We start from the raw sequence: 18,216 nt of genomic DNA, 5'->3' as shown, positions 1-18,216 counted from the left end.
CCGGGCCATGCCATCACAGGCCCTTTCCAACGTATTCGGTGTATCCACTTCCCTCACGGGGCGCGCCTGGTGCTGGCGAGGCGGCAATATGGAACTCGGCAACGCCCCTTCGCTCGGCGATAATATCGTGCGCCAGCTCCTATTGTCGCGCGGGGTCGCACCGCAGGATATCGACCGCCACCTGACCCCCACACTGCGCAACTTCCTGCCCGATCCGTCGCTTTTTCGCGATATGGACACCGCGGCGGACCGGATCGCACAGGCTGTCCTCTCCGGCGAAAAGATCACTATCTACGGCGATTACGATGTCGATGGCGCGACCAGTTCCGCGCTGCTGATCCGGTTGTTGCGCGATCTCGGCGTGGATGCCGGCTATTATATTCCGGATCGACTGCTCGAAGGATACGGCCCATCGGGCGAGGCGCTGGTTAAACTGGGCGAGGAAGGTTCGAGCCTGATCGTCACCGTCGATTGCGGCGCGATGGCGCATGAGGCGCTGGGCATGGCGCATGATGCAGGCATCGATGTAATCGTCGTCGATCATCATAAATGCTCTCCCGACCTTCCCAAAACGGTTGCGCTGGTCAATCCGAACCGGCTCGATGAGGAAGACGAGGCTGCATCGCATGGCCATCTGGCCGCGGTCGGTGTCGCGTTCCTGCTCGCCATTGCCGTGGTGCGAACATTACGGAACCGCAGTTACTTCGAAAATCGCAAGGAGCCAGACCTGCTGGCGCTGCTGGATGTGGTGGCGCTGGGCACTGTGGCAGACGTAGCGGCTCTGCACGGCCTCAATCGCGCGTTCGTGGCGCAAGGCCTGAAAGTCATGGCGAAGCGCGACAACATCGGCATGGCCGCGTTGATCGATGCCAGTCGGCTCAAGCGCGCCCCGGCCTGCTCCGATCTCGGGTTCGCTCTTGGCCCCCGAATCAACGCTGGCGGACGGGTCGGCGAATCGACATTGGGCGTTCGGCTGCTGACGACGCGCGATCCCGACGAGGCGCGCGAAATTGCTGCACAGCTTTCGGCCCTGAACGATGAACGCCGCGCGATCGAGGCGGCTGTTCAGGAAGCTGCCGAAGAACAGCTAGCCGCCCAGCACAATCGTGCCGTCCATCTTGTTGCGGGCGAAGGGTGGCATCCGGGCGTTATCGGTATCGTGGCTGGCCGCATCAAGGAAAAGACCGGCAAGCCATCGCTTGTCATCGCTCTCGACGGGCAAACCGGCAAAGGGTCGGGACGCTCGATTACCGGAGTGGATCTGGGTGCAGCGATCATCCGCGCACGAAGCGAAGGAATGCTCGTTGCAGGCGGCGGACACGCCATGGCGGCGGGCTTGACTGTCGATAGCGACCAGATCGAACGATTTGCAGACTGGCTCGATTCCACTCTGGAAGGACAGGTTGCGCGGGCCACGGCGAGCCGCGAAATGGCGCTCGATCTTTCGGTGGCGCCTGGCGGCCTGACACCGGAACTGGTCAATTCACTCGAAGAAGCCGGCCCTTACGGGGTGGGCTGGCCCGGACCGCGCATTGCCGTAGGGCCGGTGCGGCTGGTCAAATGCGATATTGTCGGCAACGATCACGTCCGGCTGATCGCTGCTGGCGACGATGGAAAGAGCTTCAAGGGAATCGCCTTCCGTGCAGCAGAGAGCGAAATGGGCCAGGCCCTGCTGCACGCCTCGAAGGGGCGCAAACTGTGGCTCGCCGGGCGTGTGAAGATCGACGATTGGGGCAGCCGTCCCCAGGCGGAGCTTCACCTTGAAGACGCTGCTTGGGCGGATCGATAATATTGCGTGCATTCCAGGGTTGACGACCCGCACCCCCGCGCCTAATTGCCCCGCCACGCCACCGACCCGCCAAGCGGGCGTGGCCCGTTCGTCTAGCGGTTAGGACGCGGCCCTTTCACGGCTGAAACACGGGTTCGATTCCCGTACGGGTCACCACGGTGGTGGTATTGCTTCTGCAATCCGCGAAAAGCGCCACTCCTGTGGCCCGTTCGTCTAGCGGTTAGGACGCGGCCCTTTCACGGCTGAAACACGGGTTCGATTCCCGTACGGGTCACCACTTCCACAATCTTGGAAACAAAGCAGGTGGCGCATATCGTCGCGGCCCGCTAAGCCGCGACCGCGATGAGCGAGCCGAGCTTCCCCTGGTCAGGATTTGTGCTGGCGTTCGTCGCCTGCATCATTCTCGCGACTCTCGGCGTAGATCTGATCTATGTCGGGCTCGTCCTGCTGGTATGGGTTGGTTCTCTCTATCTCGTGGCTGCTCGGCCCCCCGAAGCAAAGGCTGCCCCTGCCGGCCCGGCTTTTACGCGCGACAACATGGCAGACCTCTTCGAACATTCCGAAACGCCGGTCGTCATCACCGAACGAGACCGGGTCATCATTGCAAATCTTTCGGCGCGCACTCTGCTCGGCAGCCATATCGTCGGGCAGGATGTACGAATGGCTCTGCGCCAGCCCGAAGCAATCCGATTGCTTGCACGCGATAGCGAAGGCGGTGCAGTTGTCCGCGGCCTCAATCGCCGTACCGATATCTGGCGGATCAATCGCAAGACCCTGCCCGGTGGGCTGGCCGTTATCGAGTTCGTAAACAAGACGGCCGAAGCGGATATTTCGCGGGCGCACACGGATTTCGTCGCCAATGCCAGCCACGAACTACGGACGCCATTGGCTTCGATTATCGGTTACGTCGAAACATTGCGCGAAGACGTCGAAAGCCTCGAACCGAACATGGCAGACAAGTTTCTCGGCACTATCCAGCGCGAGGCGAAGCGTCTGCAGGATCTCGTCAGCGATCTTATGTCTCTGTCGCGAATCGAAGCTGAGAAGCACGATCTGCCCAGCGATACGCTCGATTTAACGAAACTGGCGGAACGTGCGGCCAGCGACGCAGCCAATGGCGAACGATCGGGTCTGCTCGATTTCGAATCAACCGGAGCGTTCCCGGTCCGCGGCGACCGGCAACAACTCGAACAGCTTGTTCGCAATCTCGTCGACAATGGATTCAAATACGGCGCATCGGATCAACCTCTAGCCGTCCGCCTCCATCCACAGGGCGAGAATCGGGTCCGCTTGACGGTCACCGATCGCGGAGAAGGCATTGCTGCGGAACATATCCCTCACCTTACCCGGCGGTTCTATCGCACCGATCCCGGCCGCAGCCGTGCATCCGGGGGAACAGGGCTTGGTCTCGCGATCGTAAAGCACATCGTCGAACGGCATCGCGGACGGCTGGATATCGACAGCACGCTTGGCGAAGGTACGCGGGTTACGGTAATTCTGCCGCTTGAGAAAGATGACACGGCCGAGTGATCGATTGATCGCGCGCTTTCAGTGGATACTCATTTCCATTGGCACATGTCACAGAAGTGTAATTTCCCGGTCATAGGGGCGTCGTTAGATCGTAATCTTCCGTCCGAAAAAGAGCTGCACCAATGGCTGTTCTCAACCGAGTGATATTGCCGGCTAGCTTGTTCGCCCTATTCCTGGCGAGCCCGGCTTACGCGCAGGACAATTCCGTTTCGACCGTCAAGGTCGCGGCGGCGCGTCCTCAACTTGCGATCACGAAGTCTCGGGTCAAGCTGCCGGTCGGCAAGATCAGGGTGGCGCCGAACGCGGCGTATGAAACGCAAGGCGCACCGGCCCCGACCGGTAAGAGCAAGGATAACGGCTGGAGCTTCGAACCGCATGGGCGGCTCATGCTCGACGGCGGTTTCATAGATGCCCCCGCCTCGACCGGCGTGGACGACGGGTTCGCTCACGAGGTCCGTCGTGCGCGTCTGGGTGCAGCGGGCGATATTCCTGGCGGGTTCGGCTATAAGGTGGAACTGGGCTTCGTGAACAAGATAGGCGAAGTCTTCGACGCCGACCTTTCTTACACGACCGGCCCGGTGGAAATTATCGTCGGTCAACACAACAGCTTCCAGTCTCTCGAAGAACTGACCAGCAGCCTGCACACCTCGTTTATCGAACGCGCCGCCTTCACCGACGCCTTCGATCTGCGGCGCAAGCTTGGCGTTTCGGCCACCTATTCGAAGGACGCCCTGCTCATCCAAGGCGGGTTCTTCACCGACAACATCGAAGATACGGCCGACGATAACCGCGGCGTCGATATCCGTGCGGTCTACATGCCCAAGACAGGTGCGACCCAATGGCATATCGGCGGATCGTTTCATTACAACGATCTTGGCCAGCCCGACGCGACAGTCAGATACCGTCAGCGCCCGCTTGTCCATTTTACGGAAAAGCGCTTCCTCGACACGCGCAGGATCACTGCACAGAGCGAGACCAGTTTGGGTGTGGAGACAGCGGTGGTTCGGGGACGCTTTCACGCCGCCGCAGAGGGATACTGGCAATTCGTCGATGTCACCAGCACTGCGAACGATCCCGGGTTCTTCGGCGGTTCCGTCGAAGCGGGTGTGTTTCTGACAAAGGATTCGCGCACCTACAAAAAAGGCAAATTCGACCGCGTCAAGCCCAACGCGCCGCTGGGCAAAGGCGGAATCGGGTCGGTCCAGTTCAACGTTCGCTACGACCACCTGGATCTGAACGATGCCGGCATACTAGGGGGCAAGCAGGCCGGATATTTCGCATCACTGATCTGGAAGCCGACGGCCTATACCCTTTTGCTCGTGAACTACGGACGTCTCCACTACACCGATGCCGCTATTCCCGCGATCGACGGTGACAGCAATTACGATGTCGACGTCCTCGGCGTGCGTGCCCAGGTCGATTTCTGATCGCACGGCACGGTTCAAGTCAAATATCTGTCGCAACCATGTAATATAGAAGCGCTTTGGCGCAGCTAGCTATCAATCCCCGAGGGCATCCCATGACCAAGACAAAATCTTTCATCTTCGCTGCCGTATCCGCCGTGGCTCTTGCTGCCTGTGGCGGCGCCGATGGCGGCTCGCGCGATTCCATTCGTGCAGTCGGTTCTTCGACGGTCTTCCCCTTCGCCAAGGCGGTATCGGAATCCTTCGTTCGTACGCACCCCGATTTCCGTTCGCCGATTATCGAAGCGACCGGTACTGGTGGTGGCATGAAGCTCTTCTGCGCAGGTCTGGGGGCCAGCACCCCGGACATGACACATGCTTCGCGCCGCATGAAAGCCAGCGAATTCGCAGGTTGTCAGGCCAATGGTGTGACCGACATCATCGAAGTTCAGGTGGGCCTCGACGGCATCGCCTTCGCTTCGGCGAAGAACGGCATCACCATGAACCTGACACCGAAAATCGTTTACGAAGCTCTGGCAGCGTCGCCCTATGGCAAACCGCAAACCGCCAAGACCTGGTCCGATGTGGATCCCTCGCTGCCGGACCTGCCGATCCTGGTGTACGGCCCGCCTTCCACCTCCGGCACACGCGACGCGCTGAAAGAACTGGTTCTGGAAGCAGGCTGTGAAACCGATCCGAACATGGAAGCGCTGAAGGAAACCGACAAGGATCGTTTCGGCCAGCTCTGCACCGAAGTCCGGTCGGACGGCGCATATGTCGATCAGGGCGAGCAGGACAACCTGATCGTCCAGAAGATCGAAGGCAATCCCAATGCCGTCGGGATCTTCGGCTACAGCTACCTCGAAGAAAATTCGAACAAGGTTCAGGGCCTCCACATGAACGGCGTAGCCCCGACGTACGAAAACATCTCGAGCTTCGAATATCCGGGCGCCCGCCCGCTGTATGTCTACGTCAAGAAAGCGCATCTCGATGCGATCCCCGGCCTGAAGCAATATCTCGCCGAGTGGACGAAGATGTGGGCAAAGGATGGCGATCTGGCCAAGATTGGTCTTGTCGCCTCGCCTGACGACGTTATGGCGGCCAACCAGAAAGCAGCCACAGAGTTCACCACGCTCGACGGCGCGCAGCTCAAGTAAGGTCTGAATACACTTATGTCGCCCGCCATTCTGCTTCTCCTGGCCCTCGGGCTCGGGCTTGCCGGATGGCTGGCGGCCCGTGCGCGTGCGTGGACCTTCCGCCGGTCCAGCGCCGATGGCCGCATTGCCAGCCTCCCGAACTATCATGCCTGGTATGTCGCCCTGTGGGTGGTTCTGCCCGTTCTGGCATTTGTAGCCTTGTGGAGCGCGATCGCGCCCGGTCTGGTCAGCCAGTCCGTGCTCGCCAGCCCCGCAGCGGCGGAGCTTCCTTCCTTCGGGTTCCAGCGCCAGACGATTCTCAACGAAGCGCGGGCCGTGGCTACCGGTGCAGCACCCGGCGTTTTCAATCCGCAGGCCGCGGGTCTGGTCGAACCGTTTCGCGATGCCTTGTCCCACTATAATCTGATCGGCGTCGTCGTAACGCTGCTGATCGCGTTCCTGGGGGGCGTCTGGGCATTCCTGCGCCTCAAGCCCGATTTTGCGGCCCGTTCGAAGGTCGAAAGGATCGTGATGGCGATCCTGCTGGGCGCTTCGCTGGTCGCGATCCTCACCACGCTCGGCATTCTCGCCAGCCTGATCTTCGAAACGATCCGCTTCTTCGGGATGGTTTCGCCGATCGATTTTCTGTTCGGTACGCACTGGGGCCCAGACCCCATGGCCAATGCCGCCAACCCCGACAGCAGTCGCTACGGCGCGGTGCCCCTCTTTTGGGGGACGTTGTTCATCGGCGCGATCATCGCGATGATCGTGGCCATCCCCCTCGGCCTGATGAGCGCGATCTATCTGACGCAATATGCCGACCCGGCCCTGCGCAAATGGATCAAGCCTGCGCTTGAAATCCTCGCCGGTGTGCCGACCGTGGTTTACGGTTATTTCGCCGCGCTGACCATTGCTCCGGCCATCCGCAACATCGCTATCGCTCTAGGCGCGACGAACCCGTCCAGCGAAAGTGCGCTTGCCGCAGGCCTGGTGATGGGCGTGATGATCATTCCCTTCGTTTCGTCCATGGCGGACGACAGCATTGCCGCCGTGCCCCAATCCATGCGTGACGGAAGTCTCGCCATGGGCGCGACGACGAACGAAACCATCCGCCGCGTCCTCGTACCCGCGGCCCTGCCCGGCATCGTTGCCGGTATCATGCTCGCTGTCAGCCGCGCGATCGGTGAAACGATGATCGTGGTGATGGCCGCATCGACTGCCGCCAATCTCACTGCCAACCCGCTCGAATCGATGACCACGGTCACTGTGCAGATCGTGGCCATGCTCACGGGCGAGGGAAGTTTCGATCATCCCGCCACTCTGAGCGCCTTTGCGCTGGGGTTTGTCCTGTTCATGGTCACGCTGGGCCTCAACTTTATCGCACTCCGCGTCGTCAAGAGGTACCGCGAAGCTTATGACTGAGCGTCTCGATCCCACGCGCCAGGCCGCTTTCGAAGCTCGCCTGAAGAAACGCTACGCTGCGGAACGTCGCTTCAAGGCATTTGGCCTTGGCGCGATCCTGTTCTCGGTCGCCGTGTTGCTGTTCCTGCTCGGGACGATGACGCTCAACGGCATTGGCGGTTTCCAGCGCGTCGAGCTCGAAGTTCCGATCGACTTCACACAGGCCGGCATCGCGGCAGATCCCGCAACTATGGATCAGCCGGGCGCAATCCAAACCCTCGAAGCGCAAGGGCTGCGCGACGTCGTTCAGTATTTCGCGCAGGAAAATCTCGGCGAAGAAGCGGCTTCTCAGCTTGGCGGTCAGGCCTGGCGCGATGTTGCCGACGAAATCATCGGCAATCCTTCCGTCCTGCAGACCCAGGCAAGTTTCTGGCTCCCGGCATCTGCAAGTCTGGCTTCTGGTTATCAGGGCGAAGGTTCGCCTGAAATGCGGGCGCTGGCCGCGCAGCTTTCCGAACGCGGGCAGATCGCAAAACGGTTCGATGCCGGGTTCCTGACCCGTTCGGACGCCACCAACCCGCAGCAGGTGGGCATCTGGGGGGCGCTGAAGGGCTCGATCCTGACCATGCTCATCACCCTTGCGCTGGCCTTCCCGATCGGTGTCCTCGCTGCGCTCTACTTGGAAGAGTATGCACCGAAGAACCGGTGGACGGACGTGATCGAACTGTCGATCAACAATCTGGCGGCGGTTCCATCGATCATCTTCGGTCTGCTTGGCCTTGCCGTATTTCTGACCCTTTTCCCTAACCTGCGATCCGCGCCGATCATCGGGGGCATGACGCTGGCGTTGATGACGATGCCCGTTATCGTCATCGCCGGACGCAACGCGATCAAGGCCGTACCGCCGAGCATTCGCGACGGGGCGCTGGCTGTCGGCGCATCGCCCGTACAGGTGGTCTTCCACCATGTCCTGCCACTCGCCCTTCCCGGCATACTTACCGGTACCATTATCGGCATGGCCCGCGCTCTGGGCGAAACCGCACCGCTGCTGATGATCGGCATGCGCGCTTTCGTCGCGACCCCGCCCGACGGATTTACATCGCCGGCAACCGTGCTGCCGATGCAGATTTTCCTCTGGTCGGATGAAATCGACCGCGGCTTCGTGGAACGCACGAGTGCGGCAATCATCGTACTATTGTTGTTCCTGCTCGTCATGAACGGGCTCGCCATCTACCTGCGTAACAAATTCGAGAAAACCTGGTGACCGTAGTCCACGACAACCTCGAGAAGACCGAAGCCAAGATGAGCGCCAAGGCGGTTTCCGTCTTCTATGGCGACAAGAAGGCTATCGACGAGGTCTCGATCGATATCCCGACCCAGTATGTGACGGCGTTCATCGGTCCATCCGGTTGCGGCAAGTCGACCTTCCTGCGCACGCTCAACCGTATGAACGACACGATCCCTTCGGCCCGCGTCGAAGGTGAGATCGAACTGGATGGCCGGGACATATACCGCTCCGGCATGGATGTGGTGCAATTGCGCGCAAGGGTTGGCATGGTTTTCCAGAAACCCAATCCATTCCCCAAATCGATCTACGAAAACATCGCCTACGGCCCGAAGATCCACGGCTTGGCCGAGGGCAAGGACGAACTCGATGCCATCGTGGAAAAATCGCTCAGGCGCGCGGGCCTGTGGGAAGAGGTGAAGGATCGCCTTCAGGATAGCGGCACCGCCCTGTCAGGGGGGCAACAACAGCGTCTTTGTATTGCCCGCGCTATCGCGGTCGATCCGGAGGTGATCCTGATGGACGAACCCTGCTCGGCCCTCGACCCGATCGCGACTGCCAAGATCGAGGAACTGATTGCCGAACTCAATGGCCGTTATGCCATCGTGATCGTTACCCATTCCATGCAGCAAGCCGCACGTGTCAGTCAGCGTACCGCTTTCTTCCACTTGGGAAAAATGGTGGAATATGGTCGTACTTCTGACATATTTACCAATCCGCACGAACAGCGCACCCAGGATTACATCACTGGGCGCTACGGATAAGGCCATGAATTCGATGCAAGAACACACTGTAAAGGCCTTCGACGAAGATATTACGCGGCTGCGCGGCCTAATCGCCGAAATGGGCGGGCTCGCCGAAGCGGCTGTCGAGCGTTCGCTCGAGGCCTTGGTCAAGGGCGACGACGAACTTGCCGACCTGGTCATCAAGGGCGACAAGAAGATCGACGCGCTCGAAACCGAGATCGATAAACTCGCGGTCCGTATCATCGCCCTCCGCGCACCCATGGCCGACGATCTGCGCGAAGTGATCGCCGCGCTCAAGATTGCCGGCGTCGTCGAACGGATCGGCGATTATTCGAAGAACATCGCGAAGGCGAGCAAGCAGATCGGCCCCAACCGCAAGCAGTTCGAACCGCTCACGCTGCTCCCCGCCATGGCCGAAGTCGCCGCGGAAATGGTTCACGATGTGTTGACCGCCTATGCCGCACGCGATGCCGAACTTGCCCGCGAAGTCATCGCGACGGACGAGAAGGTCGACGCTTTCTACAACTCGATTTTCCGCAACCTCGTCAGTCACATGGTCGAAAACCCTTCCACGATCTCGAGCGCGGCACAGATGCTCTTCATTGCGCGCAATCTCGAACGTGTCGGCGATCATGCAACGAATGTTGCTGAAATGGTGCATTTTGCCGCAACCGGAAACTATCCGCCCGACGAGGACAGTTGACACAAAACTGTAGTTCAAAGGTCATAAAGCCATGCCGACCGAGATAGAGAACTCCCGGAAAGGCAAGGATTTGCACGCGGCCAAACTATTGTTGGTAGAGGACGATCCGGCCCTCTCCGAACTGCTCGAATATCGCTTCACCAATGAAGGCTACAACGTCCGCACGACGTCGGATGGCGATGAAGCCCTGCTTCTCGCATCGGAAGACGTGCCAGACCTGGTTATCCTGGACTGGATGATCGAAGGTACCAGCGGGATCGAAGTCTGCCGCCGCTTGCGACGGGACAAGGATACCGCGCATGTTCCGATCATCATGCTTACCGCGCGCGAGGCAGAGGATGATCGTATCCGCGGTCTCGATACCGGCGCGGACGATTACCTCACCAAACCCTTTTCGCCACGCGAACTTCTCGCGCGGGTTGCCGCTGTCATGCGGCGCATCCGCCCTGCCCTGGCGGGGGAAAGCATCGAAGTCGGCGATATCCTGCTCGATCCCGTAGCGCACAAGGTCACCCGCCGTGGCCGCACGCTGCAACTCGGACCGACCGAATACCGGCTGCTGAAATTCTTCATGGAAAGCCCGGGTCGGGTCTTCAGCCGTGGGCAATTGCTCGACGGCGTGTGGGGTACCGAAAGCGAAATCGAACTGCGAACGGTCGACGTACATATTCGCCGTTTGCGCAAGGCGATCGAGATCGAAGGCGCAAAGGATCCGGTTCGTACCGTCCGCAGCGCAGGTTACTCGCTGGAAGCGTAGCGACCTATCGGCAGACGCTGCGCCAGCGAGGGCTCATGTCGAGATGGAAATGATCGGCATGGGCCGCGTTGTAATCGGGTGACAGGACAGTCGAAAAACTGTCGCAGGCATCATCGCGCACCCTTCGCAGGAATTGGGCTTTATCGCCTTCTCCCGACCAGTCGTTCAGCACACTGATCCGCGTGCCATCCGCAAGGACGAAACCCGCAATATCTATCGCATTGGCAGTCGCGTGTTCACTCCACGGGCCGGAATCACGTCCGTAGAGACGACGGCAGGAATACGCCCCAAGATGCTCTATACGTTGAATTTCCGAACCAAAGATTTCTTCGGCCAGCGGCGCCACTGCCTCGCGTTCCCACAACAGCAGCGCAATCGATGCCGAACATGTCACAGGCGGACTATTCGGCGACAACGGGAGCCCGGTAAGGACGGTACGATCTTCCCGCCTGCAAGCACCTTCGCCCGCCGGCTCGAGTATTTCATGGACCACATCGCTGCGGTCGAGAACGCCCCGGCATTCGGCCACATCCTCACGCAGGGATTGCAACTTGGCTTCCGTCGCCCACCCCACAGGATCGCGTAGGTCCAGTGGCGCCCAGGGGTCATGCTCGGGATGTTCGGCTAGCCACACGCGGCCAGCTATCAGCAGGCTGGCCAAGATCAGGAATACCAGAACCCGGCGGTCACCGGTGAACTTGCCGATGCGTTTGGAAAAATGCGCCTTTACCATCGATATTCCAACACTTCGCCCTTCCCGATGGTACTCGGCTGCTACCTATGTTTCTAAGTAGCTGTGGTCGCGGCAAATTGTTCCTCACCTAACGATGCTTGCACAGAACCGGCGTGGTGGATGCGGGTCACGCTCGCTGAGCGATTTCCTTGAGACGTTGTCGCACCGCCCGCAGGTCGTTGTCGAACAAGCGCACCTGTTCATCCCTGGCGGCCCCATCCAGACGCAGCAGATAGGATGGGTGCGCTGTCACCCACAACTCACTGCCGTCCTCTAGCTGGATCGGAGCGCCCCGAGCCTTGGAAATACTGACCGTTTTTCCCAGCATGCCCCGTGCTGCACTGGCCCCCATCGCCAGCACCAGTTTCGGCTGAACGATCGCTCTTTCGCTTTCCATCCACCACCGACACGTATCGATTTCCTTTGCTGCCGGGCTCTGGTGAATGCGCCGTTTACCGCGCTGAACATATTTGAAATGTTTTACGGCGTTGGTGACGTAAGCCGCGCTTCGATCGATCCCCGCCGTCTGCAGATGATCGTCGAGCAATTGTCCCGCTGGGCCGACGAAGGGTCGGCCCTTCATATCCTCCTGATCACCCGGCTGTTCGCCCACGATCATCAAGGCAGCGTCCTGCGGCCCTTCGCCCATGACGGCGTGATTATCGAGCAATCCGATCGGGCATTTTCGACAGGCTGATATAGCCTTGTCGATCGCGGCCAAAGTCTCCGGCCGCTCGTCGAATTCCAGCGCTCCCTTCTCGACCATTTTCGCCTCACGGGATTGGGCCCCTGCGACGAGCTCGGGAATTAGCGCCGCTTCAGGCATGTTCTTCCAGTATTTCTTCGGCATTTCTTTCAGCATCGCGCCGATCTTGAGACGCGCCGGATTGAAGATGGACGCGTAATAAGTGCGCCATAAATCCTCCATGGGATCGCCTTGCGGAGCATCGGAGCGCTCTGCCGCCGGCCCCTCGGTCATGGTTTCGCCGTCCCAGTGAAGGCTTCCGCGAGGCGTAAGGATCGACCAGCGCATATTGGCAAACCTGCGCATGAAGAAACCCGCATTGGCGCGCAGAATATGATGGTCAGGCTCGAACCAGGCAACGTATCGATCACCGCCTTCTGCCTCATCCGCTTCAACTAGGCGAAACCGCACAAATGCATGCATCTTGTGACTGTCGCGCCGAACATTCTTGTCGAGCTCCTCGATCTTGCGGACATCGTCGTCAGCCTTGTCCTCCATCATCCCTGGATTTGCCTGCAACCGCCATAACAGCCGGTACAACAGCGCGAACCTCTCCGGATCGGAATGAAGCGCGGCATTTCTTGCCAGGTTCACGAACCGCCGGTTGGCACGTACAGGGGGCGCACCTGAAGTCGGCGCAGGAACACCATGGTCACCTTGCGCGAAAAGGTCGCCGCTCCCTCCCGGTTCGATCCAGGAAATACGATCGGGCGGAACCCGAGCCTGGATCAGCGCTCGTGCACAATCGCGCCAGAAATCGAAATCATCCGCTGCCGGCAGATGCACCACATGGAAACTGTCAGCGCGCGCGGCCTGGAGCATGGTCATGCCGAAAACAGCTCCAGCTGCTCGGTCTTGGGCGCAAGCATCGTGCGCAGGTCTGCGCGGTCCGTCAGCATTAAAGGACGCCAATCCACGGTGCAGATGAACGGTCGAACCTTGGTGATGGACAACGTAAGCCGCGCCACATCGTCGAGCCGCAACGTCCGGTGCCTGCGACTGGCAAGGATCTTGTGAACCGCTTTTACGCCCAGGCCAGGCACGCGCAGCAATTGCTCCTTCGTGGCGCGATTTACATCCACGGGGAACTGCTCCCGAAACTTGAGCGCCCAGGCAAGCTTGGGGTCGATGTCCAGCGGCAGATTTCCATCCGCTTCTGTCGCCTGCATCACCTCGGCCGGCTTGTAGCCGTAAAACCGCATCAACCAGTCCGATTGGTATAGCCTGTGTTCGCGGATTAACGGCGGCCGCTTCAACGGGAGAACCGCGCTCGCATCGGGAATGGGAGAAAACGCGCTGTAATATACGCGCCGCAGTTTGAAACTGTCGTAAAGCCGGCTCGCCTTGCCCACGATATCGCTGTCCGTCGCCGTGTCCGCGCCAACGATCATCTGCGTGGATTGCCCCGCCGGAGCAAAACGCGGCGCATGTTTGAACTTCTTGCGCGCATCTTTCAGCTCGGCGATATCGCTGGTCACCTTGCCCATCGCCCCTTCGATCTGTCCGGAATTCTTGTCCGGCGCGAGGCGGGTCAAGCCGCTATCGGTGGGCAGTTCCACATTGATCGAAACGCGGTCGGCATACAGCCCGGCCTGATGCACGATTTCCGCATCCGCTTCGGGAATGGTCTTGAGATGGATATAACCGCGAAAGTCATGTTCTTCGCGAAGGATGCGCGCCACTTCAACCAGCTGCTCCATCGTGTGATTGGAGCTTTTCACGATGCCTGACGAAAGGAACAGCCCCTCGATATAATTACGCCGATAGAACGCCAGTGTCAGATCCACCACTTCCTGCGGGGTGAACCGGGCGCGCGCGACGTTCGAACTCTTGCGATTGATACAGTAGTGGCAATCGAACACGCAGTAATTGGTCAGCAGGATTTTCAGCAGACTGATGCAGCGGCCGTCCGGCGCATAGGCGTGACAAATGCCCATCCCCTCCGTCGACCCGATCCCCTTCCCGCCGACCGAATTGCGTTTCGACGTTCCCGAAGATGCGCAGGATGCATCGTATTTCGCCGCATCCGCGAGAATTTCGAGCTTCTGAAGGGTAGAGGCAGAGGCCATTTGTTCTATATATGTTCAACATGGCCCGTTGCAAATATCGTTTGATATAATTCGCCCCCCTCTTCGTTTTCCCTGCGTGCACCCGCGGGACCGAACGGACGTGTCGATCATTGCATGAAGACAAATCTCACGAGGAGTCGATCAATGAAACACGCCGAAGGAAATCCGGAAGACCTCAAGAAAAAGTTCTGGAAGTCGCTGGCAGACAGCCCATTTCTGTTCCTCCAGCTCACGAACGACAGCTCCACTGCGGTGCCGATGAGCCCGCAGCTCGACAAGGATGCCAACAGTTCGATCTGGTTCTTCACCCACACCAAGAGCGACTTTGCGAAGCTCGGTTCCGCCACCGCGACCTTCGAAGGAAAGGGCCACGACATGTTCGCCCGCTTCAACGGCACGCTGGTGAAGGAAACCAGTCAGGAGCGGTTCGACCAGTTCTGGAATAATTTCATCGAAGCCTGGTACGATGGCGGCAAGACCGATCCCGATATCCTGTTCCTGCGCATGGATCTGGGCGATGCGGAAATCTGGGACGGCGACATCGGCCTCCTGAATACCGCGAAGATGGCATTGGGCATGACGGTCCACGACGAAGCGGAAAAACGCCACGTCGACACGGTCGATATCTGATCCAACCGTCTCTCGAACCGAAAAGGGGCGCCTCACCGGGCGCCCCTTCTTGTATCAGTCCTTCTTCCTGCCAGGCTCGATCGGCACCATCGTCTCGTCTCCGGCAACATCGTCGATCACTTCGACGATGCCCTGCCCCAGATGGCTGTGCCTCCGCGAATAGAGTACATAGATCACCACGCCGATGATCCCCCACCCCGGCAGGAACAGCATGGCGGCACTCGGCAGGTTGAAGAACAGCAGCACGCAGCCGATGATCGTCAGCGGCGCGATGACCCACACCATGGGCACCTTGAAGTGCCGCTTGCGCCCCGGATCCCTCACGCGGAGCACCATGACAGCCACTGCCACCATCAGGAAGGCATAGAGCGTTCCCGCGTTCGAGATATCCGCCAGCTGACCGACCGGGAAGAATGCCGCCCCGATGGCCACCGCAAGACCGGTGATGATGGTCACGACATGCGGCGTTTTGAACCGTGGGTGCACCCGGCTCAGCCGTTCGGGCAGCAGCCCGTCGCGGCTCATCACGAAGAAGATGCGCGTCTGCCCGAAAATCAGCACCAGGATGACCGAAGGCAGCGCGAGGAAGGCTGCCAGCCCGATCGCATTGCCGAAGCCGGAAAAGCCCAGCATCTTGAGCACATGGGCCAGCGGTTCGTTCGAACAGACCAGCGCATCGGCATATTCCGGCATCGCACACTGGCGCGCCAGTTCGGGCGATCCCGCTTCCAGCGGAATGCCCATCGCATCCATGATCGGCTGCCCGCCGATGGTCCCGATCGCACCCGCGGCGACAAGGATGTAGAAGATCGTGCAGAACAGCAGCGATCCGACCAGCCCGATGGGCACGTTGCGTTGCGGGTTCTTGGTTTCCTCCGCCGCGGTCGAAACCGCATCGAAACCGACATAGGCGAAGAACATGGTCGCCGCGGCACCGACTGCACCCACCCCGGTTCCCCAACCACCGAAGACCCCGGCCGGCAGAAACGGGTTGAAATGCGACGCTTCGAACTCCGAACTCGTCAGCGTGATCGCCACGAACGCGGTCAGCGCCGTAACCTTCACGATGACGAGGACGGCATTGACCTTGGCGCTTTCACTCGTGCCGATGACCAGCAGGCCCGTCACCAGCAGCGCGATCACCAGCGCAGGAAGGTTGATGAACCCGCCTGCGGCCCCGCCCAGAGCCAGCGGCCCCGCGCTCAACCAGGCGGGCAGATGAATACCCAGTCCTCCCAGCACGGTCCCCGAGAAATAGCCTGACCAGCCTACCGACACCGCCGATGCGGCGATGGCGTATTCCATGATCAGTGCCCAGCCCACCGTCCAGGCGAAGAATTCGCCGATGGTGGCGTAACTGTAGGTATAGGCCGATCCGGCGACCGGTATCATCGCGGCAATTTCGGCATAGCAGAGCGCAGCCACGATGCAGACGCCGCCGGCTATGGCGAAGGCGATCATCAGGCCGGGCCCGGCCTTTTGTGCCCCGACGGCGGTCAGCACGAAAATGCCCGTGCCGATAACGCAACCGATGCCCATCAGGGTGAGCTGGAACCAGCCAAGCGACCGGCTCAGCGACTTCTTCTCCGCTGCGGCCAGAATGGCGTCGAGCGGTTTTACTCTGTCGAAAATCATGCGGCCTATGGCCCCCCACAGGCCCGCCGCAGGACTACCCTGCTCCGCCAGCCGGACTACGGCAATTAAATGCTAATTCCTCGCCCGAAAAGCCGAATTCGTATCAAGTACCCAGAATTGAGGGAAACAGGCCGGTTGCAAGGATGATGGCAACCGCCAGCGGGCACAGCCACGCGATCAGGAAACGCCAAATGCCGAAGGCCAGCGGGGACAGCCCCGTCGTGGTCAGCAGCAGGTTCTTGTCCGCTTTCCACCCGATGAAGATCGACGTCAGCAGCGCGCCGACCGGCAGCATCACCTTGCCGGTAAATCCATCGACCGTGTCCAGAATGTCGGTATCCGCGAACAGGCTCCAGAATCCCAGCGGGCGCACATCGGCCCACACATTGTAACCCAGCAGGCAGGCTATCCCCATCAGGAAGGCACCACCGCCGAAGATCAGCGCGGATTTCGGGCGGCTCCAGCCACGCTCGCCGATGCCCCAGGCCGTCGGCACTTCCAGCAGCGAAATCGAACTGGTTACCGCCGCCACCAGGATGAGGACAAAAAACAGGAAACCGAACAGGGCGCCGCCCGGCATGGTCTGGAATGCAAAAGGCAAAGTCTGGAACACCAGCGTCGGCCCCGCTGCGGGATCGAGGCCCACAGCGAACACGATCGGGAAGATCATCAGGCCGGCCAAGAGGGCCACGCAGGTATCGGCAACTGCGATCAGGGCCGATGTCGGGCCAAGGCCGCTGCCTTCCTTGATATAAGATCCGTAGGTTATCAGCCCGGCAACCCCCAGCGACAGCGAGAACAGGGCCTGCCCAAGGGCGGAATTCATGACCTGCGGGGTCAGCTTCGACCAGTCCGGCGTGAACAGAAATGCAGCGGCCTGGCCGATGTCTCCCTCGATGGCGCCATACAGCACCAGCCCGACCAGCAGGACGAAGAACATGGGCATCAGGTAGGTCGCCGCCTTCTCGATACCCGAACTCACACCGCGCGCGACGATATAGAGCGTCAGTCCCATGAAGACGAAGTGGACGCCCAGCAGCAGACCGGGGCTGGCGAACATGTCGCTCAGCCGCTGCTGGATCTGATCCTGGCTTTCACCGGCCAGCGCGCCTCTGAAGGGGTCACCGGCCAGAATGGCCTGGACCAGATCGCCGCCCATGATGCCCGCGTAATAGAGCACCCAGCCCGCCACCACGGAATAGAACGAAACGATCAGGAAGGCCGCCAGCGCGCCCACGCCGCCGAAAATCGCCCAGCTTGGCGATGCCTTGGACTGTGCGGCCACGCGCCGGATCGATCCCACGGCGTCCGTCTGTCCCGCCTTGCCGATGAACACTTCGGACAGGACCAGCGGCAGACCCAGCAGGAACACGCACGCGATATAGAAGATTACGAAGGCGCCGCCGCCACTTTCCCCGGCAAGCGTGGGGAAGCGCCAGATGTTCCCCAACCCCACTGCAGCCCCTACCGCAGCAAGGATGAATGCCGAACGCGAGGACCAGCCTTCGCTTGTCGAAGTGGTGGTTGCGACCATCGTTTTTACACCTCCCGGATCGCGACTATTGCTGCCGCGCGCATGAAATTTGCGCCCTTAGACACGGAATACCGTGGAATTCCAAGCTTCGCTTTGCCATCGTCCACGCGATTGCTACTG

General features: G+C 60.3%; 15 protein-coding genes and 2 tRNA genes. 12 read left to right on the top strand and 5 right to left on the bottom strand.

What is annotated here, in order from left to right; genetic code table 11:
• Positions 1-88: 88 nt before the first annotated feature.
• From recJ to phoB, 11 genes are all read left to right on the top strand, one after another.
• Complete coding sequence (gene recJ / locus AC13F2_RS03390; protein WP_482965187.1) at positions 89-1,789, top strand: single-stranded-DNA-specific exonuclease RecJ; 1,701 nt, start codon at positions 89-91, stop codon at positions 1,787-1,789.
• A gap of 81 nt (positions 1,790-1,870) precedes the next feature.
• Positions 1,871-1,945 (top strand) — tRNA-Glu (locus tag AC13F2_RS03385).
• Between the two features lie 46 nt (positions 1,946-1,991).
• Positions 1,992-2,066 (top strand) — tRNA-Glu (locus tag AC13F2_RS03380).
• Between the two features lie 65 nt (positions 2,067-2,131).
• Positions 2,132-3,319, top strand: coding sequence for a sensor histidine kinase (locus AC13F2_RS03375; RefSeq protein WP_482965186.1), 1,188 nt, complete (start codon positions 2,132-2,134; stop codon positions 3,317-3,319).
• 122 nt (positions 3,320-3,441) lie between these two features.
• Positions 3,442-4,746 (top strand): OprO/OprP family phosphate-selective porin, encoded by a 1,305-nt coding sequence (locus AC13F2_RS03370; RefSeq protein WP_482965185.1) that lies wholly within the window; start codon positions 3,442-3,444, stop codon positions 4,744-4,746.
• Between the two features lie 92 nt (positions 4,747-4,838).
• A complete protein-coding gene (locus AC13F2_RS03365) occupies positions 4,839-5,879 on the top strand; it encodes a substrate-binding domain-containing protein (RefSeq protein WP_375245569.1) in 1,041 nt (346 codons plus the stop codon).
• Between the two features lie 15 nt (positions 5,880-5,894).
• The gene (gene pstC, locus AC13F2_RS03360) at positions 5,895-7,280 is read left to right on the top strand and encodes a phosphate ABC transporter permease subunit PstC (protein WP_482965184.1); all 1,386 of its coding nucleotides are present in this window, start codon (positions 5,895-5,897) and stop codon (positions 7,278-7,280) included.
• Entirely contained in the window at positions 7,273-8,523 is a 1,251-nt protein-coding gene (gene pstA / locus AC13F2_RS03355) for a phosphate ABC transporter permease PstA (protein ID WP_103023363.1), read from the top strand. Before pstC ends, pstA begins: the two co-directional genes overlap by 8 nt.
• Before the next feature lie 38 nt (positions 8,524-8,561).
• Positions 8,562-9,308, top strand: a complete 747-nt coding sequence (gene pstB / locus AC13F2_RS03350; RefSeq protein WP_221598073.1) for a phosphate ABC transporter ATP-binding protein PstB — start codon at positions 8,562-8,564, stop codon at positions 9,306-9,308.
• A gap of 13 nt (positions 9,309-9,321) precedes the next feature.
• Entirely contained in the window at positions 9,322-9,993 is a 672-nt protein-coding gene (gene phoU / locus AC13F2_RS03345; protein WP_103023361.1) for a phosphate signaling complex protein PhoU, read from the top strand.
• Between the two features lie 70 nt (positions 9,994-10,063).
• Positions 10,064-10,750 carry a phosphate regulon transcriptional regulator PhoB gene (gene phoB, locus AC13F2_RS03340; RefSeq protein ID WP_103023483.1) on the top strand — a complete coding sequence of 229 codons (687 nt, stop codon included), beginning with the start codon at positions 10,064-10,066 and terminating at the stop codon, positions 10,748-10,750.
• Positions 10,751-10,754: 4 nt separating this feature from the next.
• Here phoB and AC13F2_RS03335 read toward each other — a convergent pair whose 3' ends face one another.
• From AC13F2_RS03335 to AC13F2_RS03325, 3 genes are all read right to left on the bottom strand, one after another.
• Entirely contained in the window at positions 10,755-11,483 is a 729-nt protein-coding gene (locus tag AC13F2_RS03335; protein ID WP_482965183.1) for an extensin-like domain-containing protein, read from the bottom strand.
• 127 nt (positions 11,484-11,610) lie between these two features.
• On the bottom strand, positions 11,611-13,056 hold the full coding sequence (locus tag AC13F2_RS03330; protein ID WP_482965182.1) for a UdgX family uracil-DNA binding protein: 1,446 nt from the start codon (positions 13,054-13,056) through the stop codon (positions 11,611-11,613).
• On the bottom strand, positions 13,053-14,297 hold the full coding sequence (locus AC13F2_RS03325; RefSeq protein ID WP_397490631.1) for a putative DNA modification/repair radical SAM protein: 1,245 nt from the start codon (positions 14,295-14,297) through the stop codon (positions 13,053-13,055). Before AC13F2_RS03325 ends, AC13F2_RS03330 begins: the two co-directional genes overlap by 4 nt.
• A 144-nt stretch (positions 14,298-14,441) precedes the next feature.
• On the opposite strand from AC13F2_RS03325, the gene AC13F2_RS03320 reads away from it, so the two are divergent.
• Complete coding sequence (locus tag AC13F2_RS03320) at positions 14,442-14,927, top strand: pyridoxamine 5'-phosphate oxidase family protein (protein WP_196846261.1); 486 nt, start codon at positions 14,442-14,444, stop codon at positions 14,925-14,927.
• A 54-nt stretch (positions 14,928-14,981) separates the two neighbouring features.
• Here the strand turns inward: AC13F2_RS03320 and AC13F2_RS03315 are convergent, their stop codons facing one another.
• Positions 14,982-16,562 (bottom strand): amino acid permease, encoded by a 1,581-nt coding sequence (locus AC13F2_RS03315; protein WP_482965181.1) that lies wholly within the window; start codon positions 16,560-16,562, stop codon positions 14,982-14,984.
• Between the two features lie 103 nt (positions 16,563-16,665).
• On the bottom strand, positions 16,666-18,096 hold the full coding sequence (locus AC13F2_RS03310) for a sodium-dependent transporter (protein WP_103023355.1): 1,431 nt from the start codon (positions 18,094-18,096) through the stop codon (positions 16,666-16,668).
• Positions 18,097-18,216 lie beyond the last annotated feature (120 nt).

The organism is Qipengyuania sp. L-5Y, assembly GCF_056859455.1.
Note: the sequence above shows the minus strand (reverse complement) of the source record. Positions and strands in the feature narration are given on the sequence as shown.

Bases quoted from the DNA above. Each gene is read 5' to 3' on its own strand.
- recJ (WP_482965187.1), top strand. From the start codon at position 89: ATGGAACTCGGCAACGCCCCTTCGCTCGGCGATAATATCGTGCGCCAG.
- AC13F2_RS03375 (WP_482965186.1), top strand. From the start codon at position 2,132: ATGAGCGAGCCGAGCTTCCCCTGGTCAGGATTTGTGCTGGCGTTCGTC.
- AC13F2_RS03370 (WP_482965185.1), top strand. From the start codon at position 3,442: ATGGCTGTTCTCAACCGAGTGATATTGCCGGCTAGCTTGTTCGCCCTA.
- AC13F2_RS03365 (WP_375245569.1), top strand. From the start codon at position 4,839: ATGACCAAGACAAAATCTTTCATCTTCGCTGCCGTATCCGCCGTGGCT.
- pstC (WP_482965184.1), top strand. From the start codon at position 5,895: ATGTCGCCCGCCATTCTGCTTCTCCTGGCCCTCGGGCTCGGGCTTGCC.
- pstA (WP_103023363.1), top strand. From the start codon at position 7,273: ATGACTGAGCGTCTCGATCCCACGCGCCAGGCCGCTTTCGAAGCTCGC.
- pstB (WP_221598073.1), top strand. From the start codon at position 8,562: ATGAGCGCCAAGGCGGTTTCCGTCTTCTATGGCGACAAGAAGGCTATC.
- phoU (WP_103023361.1), top strand. From the start codon at position 9,322: ATGCAAGAACACACTGTAAAGGCCTTCGACGAAGATATTACGCGGCTG.
- AC13F2_RS03335 (WP_482965183.1), bottom strand. From the start codon at position 11,483: ATGGTAAAGGCGCATTTTTCCAAACGCATCGGCAAGTTCACCGGTGAC.
- AC13F2_RS03330 (WP_482965182.1), bottom strand. From the start codon at position 13,056: ATGACCATGCTCCAGGCCGCGCGCGCTGACAGTTTCCATGTGGTGCAT.
- AC13F2_RS03325 (WP_397490631.1), bottom strand. From the start codon at position 14,297: ATGGCCTCTGCCTCTACCCTTCAGAAGCTCGAAATTCTCGCGGATGCG.
- AC13F2_RS03320 (WP_196846261.1), top strand. From the start codon at position 14,442: ATGAAACACGCCGAAGGAAATCCGGAAGACCTCAAGAAAAAGTTCTGG.
- AC13F2_RS03315 (WP_482965181.1), bottom strand. From the start codon at position 16,562: ATGATTTTCGACAGAGTAAAACCGCTCGACGCCATTCTGGCCGCAGCG.
- AC13F2_RS03310 (WP_103023355.1), bottom strand. From the start codon at position 18,096: ATGGTCGCAACCACCACTTCGACAAGCGAAGGCTGGTCCTCGCGTTCG.